Origin of the sequence: Mesorhizobium huakuii (genome assembly GCF_014189455.1) — a bacterium.
In the GTDB taxonomy this organism is placed as follows: domain Bacteria; phylum Pseudomonadota; class Alphaproteobacteria; order Rhizobiales; family Rhizobiaceae; genus Mesorhizobium; species Mesorhizobium huakuii_A.
Genome location: NZ_CP050296.1, coordinates 5,477,899 through 5,494,925, shown reverse-complemented (window position 1 = coordinate 5,494,925; position 17,027 = coordinate 5,477,899). Strand labels below are relative to the sequence as shown.

At 65.0% G+C, this 17,027-nt stretch carries 15 protein-coding genes and 2 pseudogenes; 6 read left to right on the top strand and 11 right to left on the bottom strand.

All coding sequences use genetic code 11. From position 1 onward, the window contains the following. Positions 1–5 precede the first annotated feature (5 nt). A pseudogene (locus tag HB778_RS26495) lies at positions 6–1,557 on the bottom strand (trimethylamine methyltransferase family protein). Positions 1,558–1,646: 89 nt separating this feature from the next. Between HB778_RS26495 and HB778_RS26490 the strand changes: the two are divergent. Continuing rightward, positions 1,647–2,549: a LysR substrate-binding domain-containing protein gene (locus HB778_RS26490; protein ID WP_183458228.1), complete on the top strand. Its 903-nt coding sequence runs from the start codon at positions 1,647–1,649 to the stop codon at positions 2,547–2,549. Between the two features lie 66 nt (positions 2,550–2,615). Then, positions 2,616–4,503: pseudogene (mutL, locus tag HB778_RS26485) on the top strand (DNA mismatch repair endonuclease MutL). Positions 4,504–4,655: 152 nt separating this feature from the next. On the opposite strand, the gene HB778_RS26480 reads toward mutL, so the two are convergent. Both HB778_RS26480 and HB778_RS26475 read right to left on the bottom strand, forming a co-directional pair. Next, a complete protein-coding gene (locus HB778_RS26480) occupies positions 4,656–5,726 on the bottom strand; it encodes an ISAs1 family transposase (RefSeq protein WP_244661629.1) in 1,071 nt (356 codons plus the stop codon). 176 nt (positions 5,727–5,902) lie between these two features. Further along, complete coding sequence (locus HB778_RS26475) at positions 5,903–6,796, bottom strand: DMT family transporter (protein WP_183458226.1); 894 nt, start codon at positions 6,794–6,796, stop codon at positions 5,903–5,905. A 91-nt stretch (positions 6,797–6,887) separates the two neighbouring features. Here HB778_RS26475 and HB778_RS26470 point away from each other — a divergent pair, with 91 nt between their 5' ends. Continuing rightward, on the top strand, positions 6,888–7,814 hold the full coding sequence (locus tag HB778_RS26470; RefSeq protein ID WP_183458224.1) for a LysR family transcriptional regulator: 927 nt from the start codon (positions 6,888–6,890) through the stop codon (positions 7,812–7,814). Positions 7,815–7,852: 38 nt separating this feature from the next. Here HB778_RS26470 and HB778_RS26465 read toward each other — a convergent pair whose 3' ends face one another. Then, on the bottom strand, positions 7,853–8,443 hold the full coding sequence (locus HB778_RS26465) for a hypothetical protein (protein ID WP_244661628.1): 591 nt from the start codon (positions 8,441–8,443) through the stop codon (positions 7,853–7,855). Positions 8,444–8,566: 123 nt separating this feature from the next. On the opposite strand from HB778_RS26465, the gene HB778_RS26460 reads away from it, so the two are divergent. Then, positions 8,567–8,800, top strand: a complete 234-nt coding sequence (locus tag HB778_RS26460) for a DUF2093 domain-containing protein (protein WP_096456798.1) — start codon at positions 8,567–8,569, stop codon at positions 8,798–8,800. Here the strand turns inward: HB778_RS26460 and lpxK are convergent. The 7 genes from lpxK to epmA form a co-directional block, all read right to left on the bottom strand. Further along, positions 8,797–9,822 (bottom strand): tetraacyldisaccharide 4'-kinase, encoded by a 1,026-nt coding sequence (gene lpxK / locus HB778_RS26455; protein ID WP_183458220.1) that lies wholly within the window; start codon positions 9,820–9,822, stop codon positions 8,797–8,799. The two genes, HB778_RS26460 and lpxK, sit on opposite strands and share 4 nt — an antisense overlap. Before the next feature lies 1 nt (position 9,823). Further along, positions 9,824–11,140, bottom strand: a complete 1,317-nt coding sequence (gene waaA / locus HB778_RS26450) for a lipid IV(A) 3-deoxy-D-manno-octulosonic acid transferase (protein WP_183458218.1) — start codon at positions 11,138–11,140, stop codon at positions 9,824–9,826. After that, positions 11,137–11,928 (bottom strand): lysophospholipid acyltransferase family protein, encoded by a 792-nt coding sequence (locus HB778_RS26445; RefSeq protein ID WP_183458216.1) that lies wholly within the window; start codon positions 11,926–11,928, stop codon positions 11,137–11,139. Before HB778_RS26445 ends, waaA begins: the two co-directional genes overlap by 4 nt. 5 nt (positions 11,929–11,933) lie before the next feature. Then, positions 11,934–12,179: a DUF4170 domain-containing protein gene (locus tag HB778_RS26440; protein WP_095202347.1), complete on the bottom strand. Its 246-nt coding sequence runs from the start codon at positions 12,177–12,179 to the stop codon at positions 11,934–11,936. 76 nt (positions 12,180–12,255) lie between these two features. Continuing rightward, on the bottom strand, positions 12,256–13,071 hold the full coding sequence (locus HB778_RS26435) for a 3'(2'),5'-bisphosphate nucleotidase CysQ (RefSeq protein ID WP_183458214.1): 816 nt from the start codon (positions 13,069–13,071) through the stop codon (positions 12,256–12,258). Then, positions 13,058–14,401: a TldD/PmbA family protein gene (locus HB778_RS26430; RefSeq protein ID WP_183458212.1), complete on the bottom strand. Its 1,344-nt coding sequence runs from the start codon at positions 14,399–14,401 to the stop codon at positions 13,058–13,060. The genes HB778_RS26435 and HB778_RS26430 overlap by 14 nt, the downstream gene beginning before the upstream one ends. 155 nt (positions 14,402–14,556) lie before the next feature. Next, positions 14,557–15,603 carry an EF-P lysine aminoacylase EpmA gene (gene epmA, locus HB778_RS26425; protein ID WP_183458210.1) on the bottom strand — a complete coding sequence of 349 codons (1,047 nt, stop codon included), beginning with the start codon at positions 15,601–15,603 and terminating at the stop codon, positions 14,557–14,559. A gap of 129 nt (positions 15,604–15,732) precedes the next feature. Here epmA and efp point away from each other — a divergent pair, with 129 nt between their 5' ends. Continuing rightward, positions 15,733–16,302, top strand: a complete 570-nt coding sequence (efp, locus tag HB778_RS26420) for an elongation factor P (RefSeq protein ID WP_210308044.1) — start codon at positions 15,733–15,735, stop codon at positions 16,300–16,302. Positions 16,303–16,516: 214 nt separating this feature from the next. Next, positions 16,517–16,975 (top strand): SAM-dependent methyltransferase, encoded by a 459-nt coding sequence (locus HB778_RS26415; protein ID WP_183458208.1) that lies wholly within the window; start codon positions 16,517–16,519, stop codon positions 16,973–16,975. Positions 16,976–17,027: the final 52 nt, after the last annotated feature.

Sequence of the window (17,027 nt, the reverse complement as noted above, 5' to 3'; positions counted from 1 at the left end):
GTCTTCTAACTAACGCTGTCCGGCAGTATTTCCTCTCGCCGCGCGATCAAATCCTTGAGACCCTCGGCAATACCCTCATCGAGCTTCGGCTCCTCGTAGTCGGCGAGCATGTTGCGCGCTTTCTCGCGGCCGCGCGTGTCGTGGTCCTTCGCCCCTTCGGCGTTCCACTGTTCGTAGGAATTGAAGTCCATGATCGAGGGCATGAAGAAGGCGGACTCGAAATGTTCGAGCGTGTGCTGGGTGCCGAGGAAATGGCCCTGCGGCCCGACCTCGCGGATCGCCGCCATCGCTTCCTTGAAATCGTCGAAGGACAGCCCGCCGGCATATTTGTACCAGCCGACAAGCTGCTCGCAGTCGGTGGCGAATTTCGAATAGCCGCAGGTGAGCCCGGCTTCCAGCCATCCGGCGGAATGCCAGATGTAGTTGGCGCCCGATAGGATCGCGGCATGCATGAGCATGTTCGATCTCGTAGCCCGCTTGGGCGTCGTTCAGCTTCGAGCCGACATGGAAGCCCGAGGTGCGCCACGGCAGGCGGTATTTCCGCGCCAGCGCCCCCATCAGATACATCATCTGGGCGGCCTCCGGCGTGCCGCCCATCGGCGCGCCGGTCTTCATGTCGACGGTGACCATGAACTGGCCGTAGAGCTGCGGCGAGCCTGGGCGGATGAGCTGGGTCAGCGCCACCCCGGCGAGCGCCTCGGCGTTGACCTGCGCCACCGCGCCGACGGCGGAAGCCGAGGTCGAAGCCCCGCACAGCGCGAAAGGCGCCAGGATCAGCGGCTGATTGTGGCTCGCGTAGACCCGCATGGCGTCGATCATGGTGGCGTCCCAAACCAGCGGCGAATTGCAGTTGGTGATCGCCACCAGCACAGGGTTGTCGCGCACGAACTCCTCGCCGAAGACGATGCCAGCCATCGCCATGGTGTCCTCGGCGCGCTCCTTCGACGTCACGATGCCCATGAACGGCTTGTCGGAATGCTTCAGCGCCGAGTGGATGATGTGCAGATGCCGTTTCGGCACCGCGATTTCCATCGGCTCGCAGATGACCGAGCTCGAGGAATGCAGCGCCGGCGCCATGTAGGCCATTTTGTGGAAATTGTTGAGGTCGGCGAGCGTGCCGTAGCGGCGATTGTTGTCGAGGTCGCGGACGTAGGGCGCGCCATACATCGGCACGAAAATCGAGTTCTTGCCGCCGACGCGCACCGTGCGCTCGGGGTTGCGCGCATGAAGCGTGAACTCAGACGGAACCTTCGAGACGAGCTCCATCAGCAGCGCGCGGTCGATGCGGACACGCGTCTCCCTGACATCGGCGCCGGCAGCCTTCCAGAGCTCGATCGCGCCGTCGTCGCGGAATTCGCAGCCCACCTCCTCGAGGATCTTGAGCGATTCCTCATGGATCAGTTCCACCGCCTCGTCCGGAACCATCTGATAGACCGGGATCTTGCGGACCAGGGTCGGAAAGGAAGCTATCGGCGCGCTTCTGAGCGCCTTGCGGCCAAGGCGACCACCACCGCGGCGGTGGGTCTGTTCGGTCAATTCGACGGCTGATGCGTTCATGGAGCCTCCTTCTTCCCGCCACCCACGTTAGCGGCCCGAAATATAGCTGTGACGCTGGAAAATCCTGATCTCTTGTATAAGCTGCACTTATGCGAAGCCTGCGCCACCTCCTGCCCTCCGCCGGCAGCCTGATCATCTTCGAGGCGGCCGGCCGGCTGTCGAGCTTCACCGCCGCCGGGCGCGAGCTCGGCATGACGCAGGCGGCCGTCTCCTACGCGGTGCGCGGGCTGGAAGAACAGCTCGGCGCCAAGCTGTTCCAACGCCGCCATCGGCAGGTCAGCCTGACGGAGGCCGGCGAGCGCTTCCACGCCGATGTCTCGCTTGGCTTGTCGCACATCCGCAAGTCGGCCGAGGATCTGCGTCTGCAGGCGACAGGCGGCCATGTGACGCTTGCCGCGTCGACCGCCTTCGGCTCGTTCTGGATGATGCCGCGCCTGCAGCAGTTCCGCGACGAATTGCCGGGCATCGATCTGCGCATCCAGACCGCCGACCGCGACCTCGACATCATCGCAGAAGGCATTCCGCTGGCCGTGCGCGGCGGCGAGCCGCGGGACTGGCCGGACTACCATTCACTGCCGCTTGCCGATGAGGAGATCTTCCCCGTCGCCGGCGCCAGCTATCTGGCCAAGTTCGGCATGCCGAGGACGGTCGGGGACCTGGCCACGCACCGTCTCATCCATCTCGAGGAGCCGTACCGCGAGGCGGCCAGCTGGGATGAATGGTTCCAGTCAGCCGGCGGCAACCTGGGCGACACCGCGCGCGGGCTGCGCATCAACGACTACGGCCTGGTGATCCAGGGCGTGATGGAGGGTCAAGGCATCGCACTCGGCTGGCGGCACCTCGCTGAACGGCTGCTGGCGACGGGACTGCTGGTGCAGGTGACGGATCATGTGCTCAAGACCGGCAAGGCCTTCTATATCGTCTGGCCGAAGAACCGGGAGCTGAGTGAGAATGCCCGCAAGGTGCGGGATTGGCTGGCGGCGCAGGCATAAAACCGTTTCACGGTTCACCGCAGTTCGCCCTCGCCCGCACGACACGAATCCGCCTATACTGCCGTCATGCCCATTCGCCAGCTTTCCGAAACGATGATCAACCAGATCGCCGCCGGCGAAGTCATCGAGCGTCCGGCGAGCGTGGTCAAGGAGCTCGTCGAGAACGCGCTCGATGCCGGCGCGTCACGCGTCGAAATCGTCACGTCAGGCGGCGGTCTGAACCTGATCCGCGTCACCGATGATGGCTCCGGCATCCCCGAGCCGGAGCTGGCGCTGGCGATCGCGCGCCACTGCACCTCCAAGCTCGCCGAGGATATCAACGACATCCGTTCGCTCGGCTTTCGCGGCGAAGCGCTGCCGTCGATCGGCTCGGTGTCGCGGCTGTCGATCCGGTCACGCACGGCTTTGGGCGATAGCGCCGCCGAGATCGGCATCGAGGGCGGCCGCGTCTTGCCTGTCAGGCCTGCGGCCGCCAACCGCGGCACCACGGTCGAAGTGCGCGACCTGTTCTTCGCCACGCCGGCGCGGCTGAAATTCATGAAGGGTGAGCGCGCCGAAAGCTCGGCGACCAGCGATGTCGTCAAGCGCATCGCGATTGCCTTTCCGACGGTACGTTTCACTTTGGCCGGCTCCGACCGCTCGACCCTGGAACTGCCGGCGACCGACGACAGTCCGGAAGGCAGCCTGCGCCGCGTCGCCCAGGTGATGGGGGCCGAGTTTCCCGACAATTCCATCGCCATCGACGCGATGCGCGAAGGCGTGCATCTGACCGGCCATGTCTCGATCCCGTCCTTCACCCGCGCCAACGCGCTGCAGCAATATGCCTATGTCAATGGCCGACCGGTGCGCGACAAGCTGATCGCCGGCGCCATCCGCGGCGCCTTCGCCGATGTGCTGCCGCGCGACCGCCACGCGGTGACGGTGCTGTTCCTGACGCTCGATCCGGCCATCGTCGACGTCAATGTCCACCCGGCCAAGGCCGATGTGCGCTTCCGCGACCCGGGCCTGGTGCGCGGGCTGATCGTCGGCGCCATCCGCCAGGCACTGGCCGACGCCGGCATCCGCTCAGCCACGACCGGAGCCGCCGGCATGATGGCGGCGTTCCGGCCAGGCGCCGCCTCCTATGATCATGGCGGCCCTGCCAACGGCCATCGCAGCTATGAAGCAGCGTACCGTGCGTCCGGCTCCGCCGGTTTCGACCCCTCGCGCTCGCCGCAACGGCCGCTCGACATGCAATTCGGTTCGGGGTTCGAACGCGCCGGCGCAAGGCATGGCGGCTTTGGTGAACCCGGCCAGGCGGCGTTCGATACCGGCCCGCTGGCCAGCGCCGATGCGCGCGCTGGGCAGAGCGAGGCGGCCGAGACGCTGCTTGGCACGGTGCTGGGTGCGGCGCGCGCCCAGGTGCATGAGAACTACATCGTGGCGCAAACCAGGGATCTCGCTCGTCATCGTCGACCAGCACGCGGCGCATGAGCGGCTGGTCTATGAAGCCTTGAAGAACGCCCTGCATTCGCGCCCCGTGCCTTCGCAGATGCTGCTCCTGCCCGAAATCATCGATCTGCCGGAAGAGGATGCCGAGCGGCTGGCGATGCACTCCGAAACGCTCGCCCGCTTCGGCCTCGGCATCGAGCGTTTCGGCCCGGGCGCCGTCGCCGTGCGCGAGACGCCGTCGATGCTGGGCGAAACCAATGTCCAGCAACTGGTGCGCGATCTCGCCGACGAGATCGCCGACAACGACACGGTCGAGACGCTCAAGGAGCGGCTGGACAAGATCGCCGCAACCATGGCCTGTCATGGCTCGGTGCGTTCCGGCCGGCTGCTCAAGGCCGAGGAGATGAACGCGCTGCTGCGCCAGATGGAAGCGACGCCGGGTTCCGGCACCTGCAACCATGGCCGCCCGACCTATATCGAGCTCAAGCTGGCGGATATCGAGCGGTTGTTCGGGCGAAGATAGTGGAGGACCGTAGGGCGCAGACCCCCACCCCGCTGCTTCGCAGCGACCCTCCCCACAAGGGGGAGGGTGAGGAAGCGTCCTACTGCCGCCCGACAGCGCTCTTGTGGAGATGCCGCAAAGCTGGGCTCCCTACCTCCCCCTTGTGGGCAGGGCTATCGCATATGAGCGATTGCCTGGATGAGATAGTCGTCATTCCAAGCGCATTTCTTGATGCGGTGGCTAATGGGGACTTTGTCGATGTCGGCGGCCTGAAGGATATTTCTGGCGATGCGGTTGATGAGGGCGGTGTTGGCGGGAGCGTTGTCCTTGCGGGCACGACTGAGGTCCTCGTGCAGATGAACGTTGAGCATCCAGTGCAGTGCGTTCTCGATCTGCCAATGGGCTCTGGTGAGGTCGATCGCCTGCTGTGGCGACAGCAGCGTTGAGGCCATGAACAGGCGCGTCAGCGGCTCGGCCTGATCGCGCCGGCTGGTGATGCGGATGAAGGCCTTGTGCCCCGGCATCATTGGTTCAGCCGCCACCACGACCTCTGCCTGCCGCCATTCGTTGCGGCCATGGCTGGTCTCGGTCCGCTCAGTGACGGCGGGAGTGGTCTGGGCCAGTTGTTGATTGGCCCGAGCCAACCAATGCCGGCGGTTTCCCTTGAGTGCGAGCAGATAGTCGCCGCCGCGCTGAATGATGGCCTTGGCCATGCGCGTGTGGCAGTGGAGGGCATCGGCCGTGACCAATCGGCCAGTAAGATCAATGAGTTCGACGACCTTGAGGGCAGCCTCGACCTCATTGTCTTCGTCGCCGGGCGAGACCGCCGCCAAACACAGCCGCGTCTGGCTGGCAAAGGCCGACACCGTCAGGGGCGGGCTGGCCGCAAGGCCTTTCTCATAGGCCCGCCGCAGCGCCTTGCCATCAAGTGCGACCACACCCTGACGTGCCTGGGCAAAGCCTGCGGCAAAGGCGGCGAACGCCCGTCCCAAGGCCTCCGGATCGAGCAGGCGCAACAGCCGCGAGAAGGTGTCGTGGCTAGGCGCCTCCTCATAGTCGATCAAGCGCGACAGCGCCTGTTTGCGCTCTTGCGCGAACAACGAAAACTCCGTTGCGCTGGTCGCGCCACACAGGCTCGCAGCGATCATCATCACGATCAGGTCGCCAAGCCGATGTGTGGCGTTGGCCGCGCGCGGATCAGGCACCGTACCGAAATAGCTCTCAAGGCTGGTAATGGCAGTCACTCCTCGCTGGACTGCCTTCCCAAAGAATCCCTTCTCAAACCAACTTCAAGCCCAAAATCGCCATATGCGATTCCCCTGCCCTTGTGGGGAGGTCGGACCGAAGGTCCGGGTGGGGGCCGAAAAGAGCCGCTTTGGGCGGCTCTTTTCGAGTCAAGGAATGACTCCAACCCTCTGCTTCACCGCTTCAAATTCACCACGATGACACCACCGAGCGCCAGCGCGCCGCCGAGGATGCCAAGCAGCGTTGGCACTTCGCCCAGCCAGAAGAAGCCGATCAGGGCCGACATCGGCGAGACCAGATAGAGGAAGTTCGAGGCGCGCGCCGCCGGCAGGCGCGACAGCGCCGTCGCCCAAGCGGCATAGGCGATCAGGCTCGGTACGATGCCGAGAAAGATCACGGCGCCGAGGCCGGCTGTGTTGGCAACGGCAGCCTGTGCAAAGCCGCTTGGCAGAAAGGGTGACAGGCAAAGTGCGCCAAGGATCATATTCGAGGCTGAGATGGTCAGTGGATGATGGCGGGCAAAGAGCGGCTTCTGGACGATCGTGTTGACAGCCGAACACAGCGCGGAGCCAAGCACCAGCAGCGCGCCGGCATTGAAGTGCAGGCCATTGCCGTCGGCCACAGCGATGATGCCGATGCCGGCGAAAGAAATGGCCGTGCCAAACCAGGCCCACCCTGAGAAGCGCTCGCAGAGCAATGCCATCGCCATAATGGCAGTGAAGATCGGGCTGACATTGATGATGAAGCCGGCGGCACCGGCCGAGACGGTCAGTTCGCCGAAATTGAGCATGACGGTGTAGAGTGCGACGAAAATGGCGCCGCCAAAGGCGAGGCGCCACAATTCGTCGAGCCTGGGCAATGCCGGACGCTTGACGGCAAGAAAGATCGCCGCCGGTACCGCGGCGATGGCAAAGCGTAGCGCACCGAGTTCCAGGGGACCGAAGGCGGCGAGGCCGGCACGAATGGCGGGAAAGGCGGACGCCCAGCCGACCACGGTCAGCGCCACGGCGATGGCAGCCGTGGTGTCCATCCGCTGTGTCTGATTCAACGTGCCCGTCATCGCGCTCATCTCACTGTCCTCGTGTTCTTCCAACCTGAAAGCCACAAAACGCCTTTTCCCGCTTGTTGACAAACGACCAAATCGAGGATCAGCTGTGACTATGGATCACAGCTCAGACACAATGGTGCCGCTCGAAACCCTGCGTGCCTTTGACGCGGCGGCGCGGACCGGCAGCTTTTCGGCGGCTGCCGAAAAGCTCAACATCACCCACGGCGCCGTCAGCCGGCAGATCGCCAAGCTCGAGGACTGGCTCGGGCTGAAAGTGTTCGATCGCGGCGCGCGCGGCGTCTCGCTGACGATCGAAGGCAACCGGCTGCATCTGCGCACGTCTGAGGCTTTCGCGCTGATATCGAGCCATTCCGACCGCTGGGTCGAGCCGCGCGGCACGGCGGTGGTGCGGCTGACCTCGATCCCCTCAGTCAGCGGGCTGTGGTTGATGCCGCGCATGGCGGCACTGGAGAGCAATCCCACCAAGCTGCGCATCGTGCTCGATGTCGACATCCGCCAGGCCGACCTTGCCGATGAAGGCATCGACCTGTCGATCCGCTGCGGCCGCGGCGGCATTCCGGGCCGTGTCTCGGTGCAGTTGTTCGAGGAGCATGTCTTCCCGGTCGCCTCACCGGAACTGGCACGCGAAATCGGCCGTGGCGACCCGGCCCGGCTGCTCAAATTCCCGCTGATCAACGATTCCGACGCCTCCGGCTGGCGTGCCTGGTTCGCGGCGCAAGGCATGGACTATCGCCCGCGCCCGCAGGACCGGCGATTCGAGGACTATAATCTGGTGCTGGATGCCGCCGCCTATGGGCTCGGCATCGCATTGGCGCGTCCGCCGCTGACCGGGCATCAGCTGCAGTCGGGCCGCATCACCGCTGTCGACGAGCGTACCGCGCTCAATCCGGTGTCATACTGGCTCGACCGGCCTCTGGGACGGCCACGCGCAGCCGCCGCCGACCTCGCCCGCCGCATTGCGCAGCAGGCCGGATTGGCGCCGGACAAGATCGAGGCATTCATCGAAGCCGAGCGATAGGCCTCATGGCCCCGCCCAAGATCAGTCGATTCAGAGGATCAACGAAGCAACAGCAGAACGAAGCCAACGGTCAAGATTCCCAATAAACCGAACGTTATCGAAACAAAGCCGATCTTCATCAACAGACGTTCGGGATTCGGCGCCGCACCGTAGGATTGATTGGCGGGCCTATGCCGTCCCGCTGGCGTTGCCAGGGCGGCGTTTTGCGGGACCGGAGGCTGCGGCGGGATAAACGACAGCAAGGACACCCCCGCGGCCCTGGCGGGCGCGTTGTCGTTGGCCGTCGCCGAAGGCGGCGGCACGGCGCCGCGCTGTGTTTCGGTTTCGGGCGCTGCTTTCCTCGCTACGACCGTTGCCAGAACCGCCTCGTCCCGCGTGTCGAGCTGGGCCTGATAGGCCTCGACGATGCCCGACGAAGCAATCTGCTGCGATTTGACGGCCATCGGCGCCGCGGGCATCGCCAGCAGAGCGGGCGCCGTGCGTTGAGCGAACAGAGAGGGCGCGGCCGGCTGGACCAGTTCCCTGACCAGCGCCGTCCTGACCGGATCGGCTTTCGCCAACGGCACGGGTTGCGGCGTCATCGCCTCCTTCAGCAAGGAAGCCAGGCGGGCGGAAGAAATATCCATCATGCCCCCGATAAAAGCGCTTTTCTCACCTGTCGTAGTGCCTCAGCATTGTCCGAGGCTTGTCGCATGCTTGACCTGGCCGGCGATTTGTGGCGATGAAATCTGCATGAACCTTGGCACCACCGCATGATGAACCGTTTCGAAGGCCCGGGCGGCAAGGAAGCCCGCATCCGCTATCTCGATGGCGATTTCCAGGTCACCAGCCCCGGCTCGTTCGTGCGCTGCGCGGTGACCGGGGAAAACATCCCCCTGGACGAGTTGAAATACTGGAGCGTCGCCAGGCAGGAGCCTTACGCCAACGCCACCGCCTCGCTGCGCCGCGAAATCGAGATGCATCCGGAGCTGCGCAAGCGGAGCTAGCCTCTCAACTTGCGCTGCCGCCAGGCATCGAGCGTTTCTTCGATGATTCGCTCGGGAACCTGGTCAAGTTCGAAAACCGTGCCGATTTCCAGCACCTCGAGTTTGTCGAGAAAATCCTGTGAGGCGCCATGGCGCAACCGGGCGGCGTCCTTGGCGGTGGTGATGAGGCCGAGGCCTTCGGCGCGTGCCGTCGCCGCCAGTTCGGCAAGCTCGTCCTCGGCATAGAAATGATGGTCCGGAAAGGGTTTTGAGAGAACCACCTCGCCGCCAGCCGTCCGCACCGTGTCGAAGAATTTATCGGGATGGCCGATGCCGGCGAAGGCCAGGAACCGTTTTCCGGCAAGCCCCGTTTTGCTGCTTGGCTCCGTATGCGCCTCGAAGATCGGCCGGCCGGCGCGCGCTGCCTGGCGCACCACGGCGTCGGCGGCGGTGCCCTCGCCCATCTTCAGCAACCCGCTGGTGAAGACCAGCTGGTCGACGATTTTTGCCCTGAGCGGACCGCCCGGAATGACACGGCCATTGCCGATCCCGTAGCGGGCGTCGACCACGATCAGCGCATAGTCGATGTGGATGCGCGCGCTCTGAAAACCATCATCCATGATCAGGAAATCGCAGCCGTGTTTTTCTAGCAGCAGCCGGGCGCCGGCGGCACGGTTCGGCGTCACCGCCACCGGGGCATGTTCGGCCAGAAGCAGCGGCTCGTCGCCGACATGCTTGGCGGCATCGTGATCGGCATCGACGACATGCGGCTCGGCGAAGGAGCCGCCATGGCCACGCGACAGGATACCGGGCTTCAGCTGCATGCGCTTGGCCTGTTGCGCAAGCGCGATGGCAACCGGCGTCTTGCCGGTGCCGCCGACGGTGAAATTGCCGATGCACAGAACCGGCGCCTCGATCTTCTCGCGCCGGGCCCGCCGCATGCCGCGGCCGGCGACCATCGCATAGACGGCCGACAGCGGCGACAGCGCCAGGACTTTCCAGTCCGGCTCTTCCCACCAGAATGGTGGTGCTTCGGAGGCCACGCTAGCGCCCGTTGGCGCCCTTCAGGCGCGACTTGACGACCAGCGGCTGGATATAGGGTTCGAGCGATTTCAGCGTGCGCGCCAGCGCGCCGCGCATCTCATCGACGGTCGCGATCCCCGCCGCCATCATCTCGTGACGAGCGACTTCGTTGGTCAGCAGAAAATTGACGGCGCCGGCCAGCATGTCGCGATCGCGCACCAGCTTGGCGCCGCCGCTGTCGATCAGGCGCTGATAGGCCTCGCGGAAATTCTGCACATTGCGCCCCGCCAGAACCGCCGTGTCGAGCATGGCCGGCTCGAGCGGATTCTGACCACCCTCGGAGGTCAGCGAGCGGCCGACGAAGGCGATCTCGGTCAACCGGAGATAGAGCCCCATCTCGCCGATCGTATCGCCGAGCAGGATATCTGTGTCTGGCCCGATACGGTCGCCCTTGCTGCGCCGCGCAACCTTCAGCCCCATGCCGGAAATCTGCGCGGCAAGGGCCTCCGCACGATCGGGATGGCGCGGAACGACGATCGTCAGCAGGCCGTGGTGACGCTTGTGCAGCGTTGCGTGGACTTCTGCCGCGACCACTTCCTCGCCGTCATGGGTCGAGATCGCCGCCCAGGTCGGGCGGGCGCCGATCTGCCGCTGCAAACTGGCCAATACCCGTTCGTCGACAGGTGGCGGGTTGGTGTCGACCTTGAGATTGCCCGACACCGTGACCGGCCGAGCACCGAGCGCGCGAAAACGCTCGCCGTCGACATCGGACTGGGCAACGACATGGGCGAGGTTCTCGAACAATGCCTCGGCGATGTTGGCGCGCTTCTTCCACGAGGTGAACGAGCGGTCGGACAGCCTGCCATTGACCAGCACCTGCGGCACATGGCGCGCGCCAAGCTCGAGGATGGTCATCGGCCAGATCTCGGATTCGGCGATGATCGCCAGGTCCGGCCGCCAGTGGTCGAGGAACCGGCTGACCGCCGGCTTCAGGTCGAGCGGCACATATTGGTGGATGATGCGGTCGCCGAGCCGCTCGTCGGCAACCTGGGCCGATGTCACCGTGCCGGTCGTCAGCACGATGTTGACGCCATAGTCGAGGATGCTTTCGACCAGCGGCACGACAGCTATGGTCTCGCCGACGCTCGCGGCATGGATCCAGATGACAGGCCCTTCGGGGCGCGGGCGGCCGGCGACGCCGTAGCGCTCGCGGCGACGGTTGCGGTCCTCCTTGCCGCGCGAAGTGCGCCAGGCGACATAGGGCCCGACCAGCGGATAGGCCGCAGCACCGGCGAAACGGTATGCCGTCAGCATGGCGCGCGCCCAGCGACCGCTCATCGCCGGCCATCCACGAGACGGTAGGCCTCGGCCGTCGCGGCATTGAGGGCGGTGGTCACTTCCTGGCGCTTGCGCTCCATTTCGGCGTCGTCGGCATCCGGCGCTACGAAGATCGGCGCGCCGATGGTCACGGCGGAACGGCCGAACGGCAGGTTGATGGTGGTCTTGTCCCAGCTCTTTTCCAGCACCTTGCGGCGGCTGGTGGCAATGGCGACAGGCAGCAGCGGCCGGCCCGAGAGGCGCGCCAGGAGAACGATACCAAGCCCTGCGTCGCGTGGCGTACCGTGCGGAATGTCTGCGATCATGGCGACGTTCTTGCCTGCGGTGAGCGACTTTTTGAGGGCGATGAGGGCCTTGGCCCCGCCCTTGTCGAGATGCCTGGCATTGTCACGCCCACCGGAACCGCGCACCGCCTCGATGCCGAATTTCTCCAGCATCAGCGCGTTGAGCTCGGCATCAGCGCTGCGCGACACCATGGCGACCAGCGGTTTGCGCTTGGGATAATAGGCCGGCGTCAAAAGATGCTGGCCGTGCCACAAGGCGATGATGCCGGGCTCGAATTCGGCATAGGCGCCGCCCGAAAAGCGCGCCGATCCGGCAACCAGAGGGCTGGTCAGGCGAACCAGCCGCACGAACTGCGCGAGCAGGCTGGCAATGGCGTTCTTGACGAATCGCGACTGCGCCAGCGGTTCGCGCACCTTGCGCCAGAACGCCTTGGTCGCGCGGCTGCCGCCCCTGCCCGTGGGCGCGGCCTCGCTGGCTGGCCCTTTCGCCAGGTCATGCTCCATCGAAGTCAACCGACAGCCTTGTTGTCGGGATCCAGCAGACGGTGCAGATGAACAACGAAATAACGCATATGGGCATTGTCCACGCTGGCTTGCGCCTTGGCCTTCCACGCCGTGTGCGCGGATTGATAGTCTGGATAGATGCCGACAATGTCGAGCCCATCGAGATCGCGGAACTCGGTACCCCCAAGTTTCTTCAGTTCGCCGCCAAACACCAGATGCAAAAGCTGTTTCTTACCGTCTTCCGCGGTCATGTCGGTCCTTCACATATTGTGAGTTTGTGACAGGTCTAGACCAAAGCCGCCGACTTTGGAACCTGCGAATGTGCTTTCACGCATCCAGCCCGGCAATGACATCGACGAGCACGGCCAGCAATTCGCCGCTGCCGGCGGCGAGCGCGCCGTGGCGGGTGACCTCGCCGGCATAGAGCGGCGCGCGGCCATGCGGGTCGAGCAACTGGCCGCCGGCCTCGCGCAGGATGAGATCGGCGGCGGCAATGTCCCAGTCATGCGCGTTCGGCTTGACGAAGGTAGCATCGAGCGTGCCGTTGGCGATCATCGCCAGGCGGTAGGCGAGCGAGGGGCTGTAGGGCGCTCGTGTCAGCCGCTTCTGCCAGCCGGCCGGCACCAGGTCGATCAGCTGCTTCAACCCGGAAATCTCGGCCTTGTCGCCAAGCGTGCGCACCGCGATGCGCTTGTCGTTGCGGAAGGCGCCCTGGCCGGGCAGCGCCCAGTAGGTCTCGTCCATTGCCGGGCATTCGAGCACGCCGGCGAGTGTGCGGCCCTGTTCGACGACGGCAACGCTGACACACCAGGTGCGCTGTCCCTCGAGAAAGCCGCGCGTGCCGTCGATCGGATCGACGACGAAGGTTCGGCGCGCCGAAAGCCGCGCCGGGTCGTCGACCGTCTCTTCCGAAAGCCAGCCATAGTCGGGCCGCGCCGCCAGCAGCGTGCGGCGCAGATAGGCGTCGGCCGCATGATCGGCCTCGCTGACCGGCGAGGTGCCGCCCTTCATCCAGACCTGCGGGCTGTTGCCGAAGTACTGCATGGCGATGACACCCGCCTCGCGGGCGGCGTCGCGCAGCAGCGGCAGATCCCCAATGGCGCCGGAAGGGGCACCGGCGGCGGTCAGCTCAGGCTCCGGCAAGGGTCATGCCTTCGATCAGAAGCGTCGGCGCGGCGGTGCCGAAATTGCGGTCGAGGTCGCTTGCCGGCACCATATTGAGAAACATCGTCTTCAGGTTCGAGGCGATGGTGACTTCGGCGACCGGATAGGCCAGTTCGCCATTCTCGATCCAAAAGCCGGAGGCGCCGCGGCTGTATTCACCGGTGATCATGTCTACGCCCTGGCCGAACACTTCCGTGACGTAGAACCCGGTCTTGAGCGACTTGATCAAATCCTGCGGCGAGCGTTCGCCCGGTTCGATCGCGAGATTGGTGGAGGACGGCGAGACGGAAGAGCCGCTGCGCGATCCGCGCCCGTTGGTGATCAATCCCAGTTCGCGCGCCGCCGACGTCGACAGGAACCAGTGGTTGAGCACGCCCTTTTCGACCATCAACAGTTTTTCGCCCTCGACGCCCTCGCCGTCGAACGGGCGCGAGGCCTGGCCACGCGGCCTGAGCGGCTCGTCGGTGACCGTAATCGCGGCTGCGGCCACCTGCTTGCCCATCATGTCGCGCAGGAACGAGGTTTTGCGCGCGACGGAGGCGCCATTGATGGCGCCGGCAATATGGCCGGCGATGCCGCGCGCCACGCGCGGGTCGAACACCACGTCGATCGGCCCGGTCGCCGCCTTGCGCGCGCCGAGGCGACGCACGGCGCGTTCGCCGGCCTTGCGGCCGATATCATCAGGCGCATCGAGATCGGCAAAGTGCTGGCGCGAGGAGAATTCATAGTCGCGCTCCATGCTGGTGCCCTCGCCGGCGATGACACTGGCCGAACGCGAGAACCGCGAGCCGACATAGTGGCCAAGGAAACCGTGCGAGGTGGCCAGCACCATCCCGCCCAGTCCGGCGCCGGCGCTGGCGCCGGCCGAATTGGTCACGCCCTTGACGGCAAGCCCTGCCGCTTCCGCCGCAAGGGCCGCTTCCTTCAACTGGTCGGCCGTCACTTCGGTGGCGTCGAACAGATCGAGATCGCGCGTTTGCCTGGCCAGCAGCGCCGGATCGGCCAGACCCTGATAGGGATCCTCAGGCGAGACTTTCGCCATGGCAACGGCGCGCTCGGCCAGTGCGCGCGGGTCGGACGCTGCGGTGGCCGAGACACTCGCCACGCGCTGGCCGACGAAGACGCGCAAAGAGACGTCCTCCGCCTCGGACGATTCGGTGGCCTCGACCTTGCCGAGCCGCACCGACACGCCGGTCGAACGGCCGCGCACGGCCACCGCGTCGGCGGCATCGGCGCCGGCCTTTTTGGCGGCCTCGACCAGTGCCGCGACGCGGTCGGTCAGTTTCTTAGCGTCTGATGTGTCGGCCATGCCTGTGATCCTGCTTGCCGCGGCCAGCTTGCGGCCGCGCCCACCCATCTATTGTCCCGGTCCGGCTTGTGCAATGGCGAAGGCCGGAAACAATGGAGTGATTGCCTGTGGCCCAAGACGGGCAAAAGAAGGGCGGCGCGAGCGTTTTGGTTGTCTCAGGACGCGGCCACAGGCGTCCAGATGACATCCTCGATCCTTTGCGCTCCGGTCGCCAGCATCGCCAAGCGGTCGAAGCCGAGCGCGATTCCGCTGGCCTGCGGCATGATGGCAAGGGCAGCGAGGAAATCCTCGTCCAGCGGATAGCGCTCGTCATAGATGCGCTCTTTCTCGTCCATCTCGAGGACGAAGCGCCGGCGTTGCTCCTCGGCATCGGTCAGTTCGCCAAAGCCGTTGGCGAGCTCAACGCCGCAACAATAGAGCTCGAAGCGCTCGGCGACACGAGAATCCCTCGGGCTTGGCCGGGCAAGTGCCGCCTCGGCGACCGGATATTCGCACAGGATGGTCGCGCGGCCGATGCCCAGATTGGGCTCGATCTTTTCCACCATGACGCGGCTGAACAGGTCGGCCCAGCTGTCGTCGGGCGCGGTACGCAGGCCGGCTTTGGTCAAGGCGGCGTAGAGCGCATCCCGGTTGGTGCCGCCATCGGCGGCGACGGTGGCCAGGAGGTCGATGCCGGCATGACGGGTAAAGGCGTCCGCCACCGTCAGCCGCTCCGGCTCACTGAGCGGATCGCAGTCGCGGCCCCGGAAGGAAAAGCGTGTCGCCCCAGCCCTCGTCGCGGCCAGCGCCAGCAGATCGGCGCAATCGCGCATCAGGCTCTCATAGGTCTCGCCCACCCGGTACCATTCGAGCATGGTGAATTCGGGATGGTGCAAAGGGCCGCGCTCGCGGTTGCGATAGACCGGACCGAGGCTGAAAATCCTGACTTCGCCGGCGGCGAGCAGCTTCTTGCAGGCGAATTCCGGCGAGGTGTGGAGATAAAGCGGCGCGCGCGCGCCGTCCGGCCCGACCGCCTCGGTGGCGAAGGCCGCCAGATGCGCCTCATTGCCGGGCGAGACCTGCAGCGCCGCCGTTTCCACCTCGATGAAATCATTGCGGGCAAACCAGTCGCGCAGCGCAGCGGTGAGGCTGTTGCGCAGCATCAGGCGCGGGCGGCGGTCGGCGTGAACGTCAGGCGTCCACCAGGGCGAAGCGGCGGTCATGAGCGGATTGAAGGCGTGCTGGCGCACCCCATGTCAGTTTGCAGCGGGGGCTGGCGGTTCGCGCCAAGATGCGCTACCAGCGCCGCACAAGCCGGCAAACGCCCGTCAACTCTCGCAGGATTTAAAACCGTGGTGAAAGTCATCGCCAGTTCGCTCCGCAAAGGCAATGTCGTCGACAAGGACGGCAAGCTTTATGTGATCCTCTTTGCCGAAAACATCCACCCAGGCAAGGGCACGCCCGTGACGCAGCTCGACATGCGCCGCATCGGCGACGGGGTGAAGGTTTCGGAGCGCTACCGCACCACCGAGCAGGTGGAGCGCGCCTATGTCGAGGAGCGCGAGCACACCTTCCTCTACGCCGACGGCGAAGGCTTCCACTTCATGAACCCGGAAACCTACGACCAGGTGGCGGTGACGGAAGCCGTGGTCGGCGACGCCGCCCCCTATCTGCAGGAAGGCATGCCGGTGCAGGTTTCGCAGTTCAACGGCATCGCGATTTCCCTGGTCCTGCCGCAGCGCGCTACCTTCGAAGTGGTCGAGACCGAACCGACGACCAAGGGCCAGACGGCCTCGTCCTCCTACAAGCCCGCCGTGCTTTCGAATGGCGTGCGCACCGCCGTGCCCCCGCACATCGCGCCCGGCACCCGCGTGGTGGTGATGACGGCGGATGGGTCGTATGTGGAGCGGGCGAAGGACTGAGGGGTAGCCTTCCGGCCAGGCCTTGCCAGCAAAACGTTCCCGGATAGTTTACTCGTGACCGCCAGATAGAAGTGCGGCGAAGAGCATGCGTCGATTGTGATGCGTGCTTTGCATGGATAGTGCGTCAGAAATCATCTTTCGAATGCGGATACCTCAGCAGCCCGGACGTGCTGGTCAATCGTGGTAGATCGCGTAGGGTGAGTGGATGGCAACCATGCAAAACAAATCGCACGCGGTGATGGCCCAACGTCACGAGCCTGCAGATAGTCTGGATGACTTTCCCACGCCGCCCTGGGCAACGCGCGCGTTAATCGAGCATGTGATCGGGGCCGAACGGGTAGCTGGGGGACGTTGTCTAGAACCTGCCTGTGGGCGCGGACATATGGCCAAGGCGTTGGAACCATATTTCGCCGACGTGGTGGCCAGCGATGTTGCATCGTATGGATTCGGTGAGCAACGTGATTTCTTAGGGTCTAGTTTGGATCAGCCATTGGACTGGACAATTACCAATCCACCCTTCCGTCTGGCCGAGGATTTCTTCCACCATGGTTTTGCGATCTCACAAGAGGGAGTTGCGTTACTAACCCGCACTGTCTTTCTGGAGGGCAAGGGTCGACTTGAAAGAATCTTCTCAAAGTATCCACCTACTATCGTGGCACAGCTTGGTCCTTAACGCTTGGTGATATCGCGACACGCACATATCATTTCCTGTTCAAGCCGAGGGC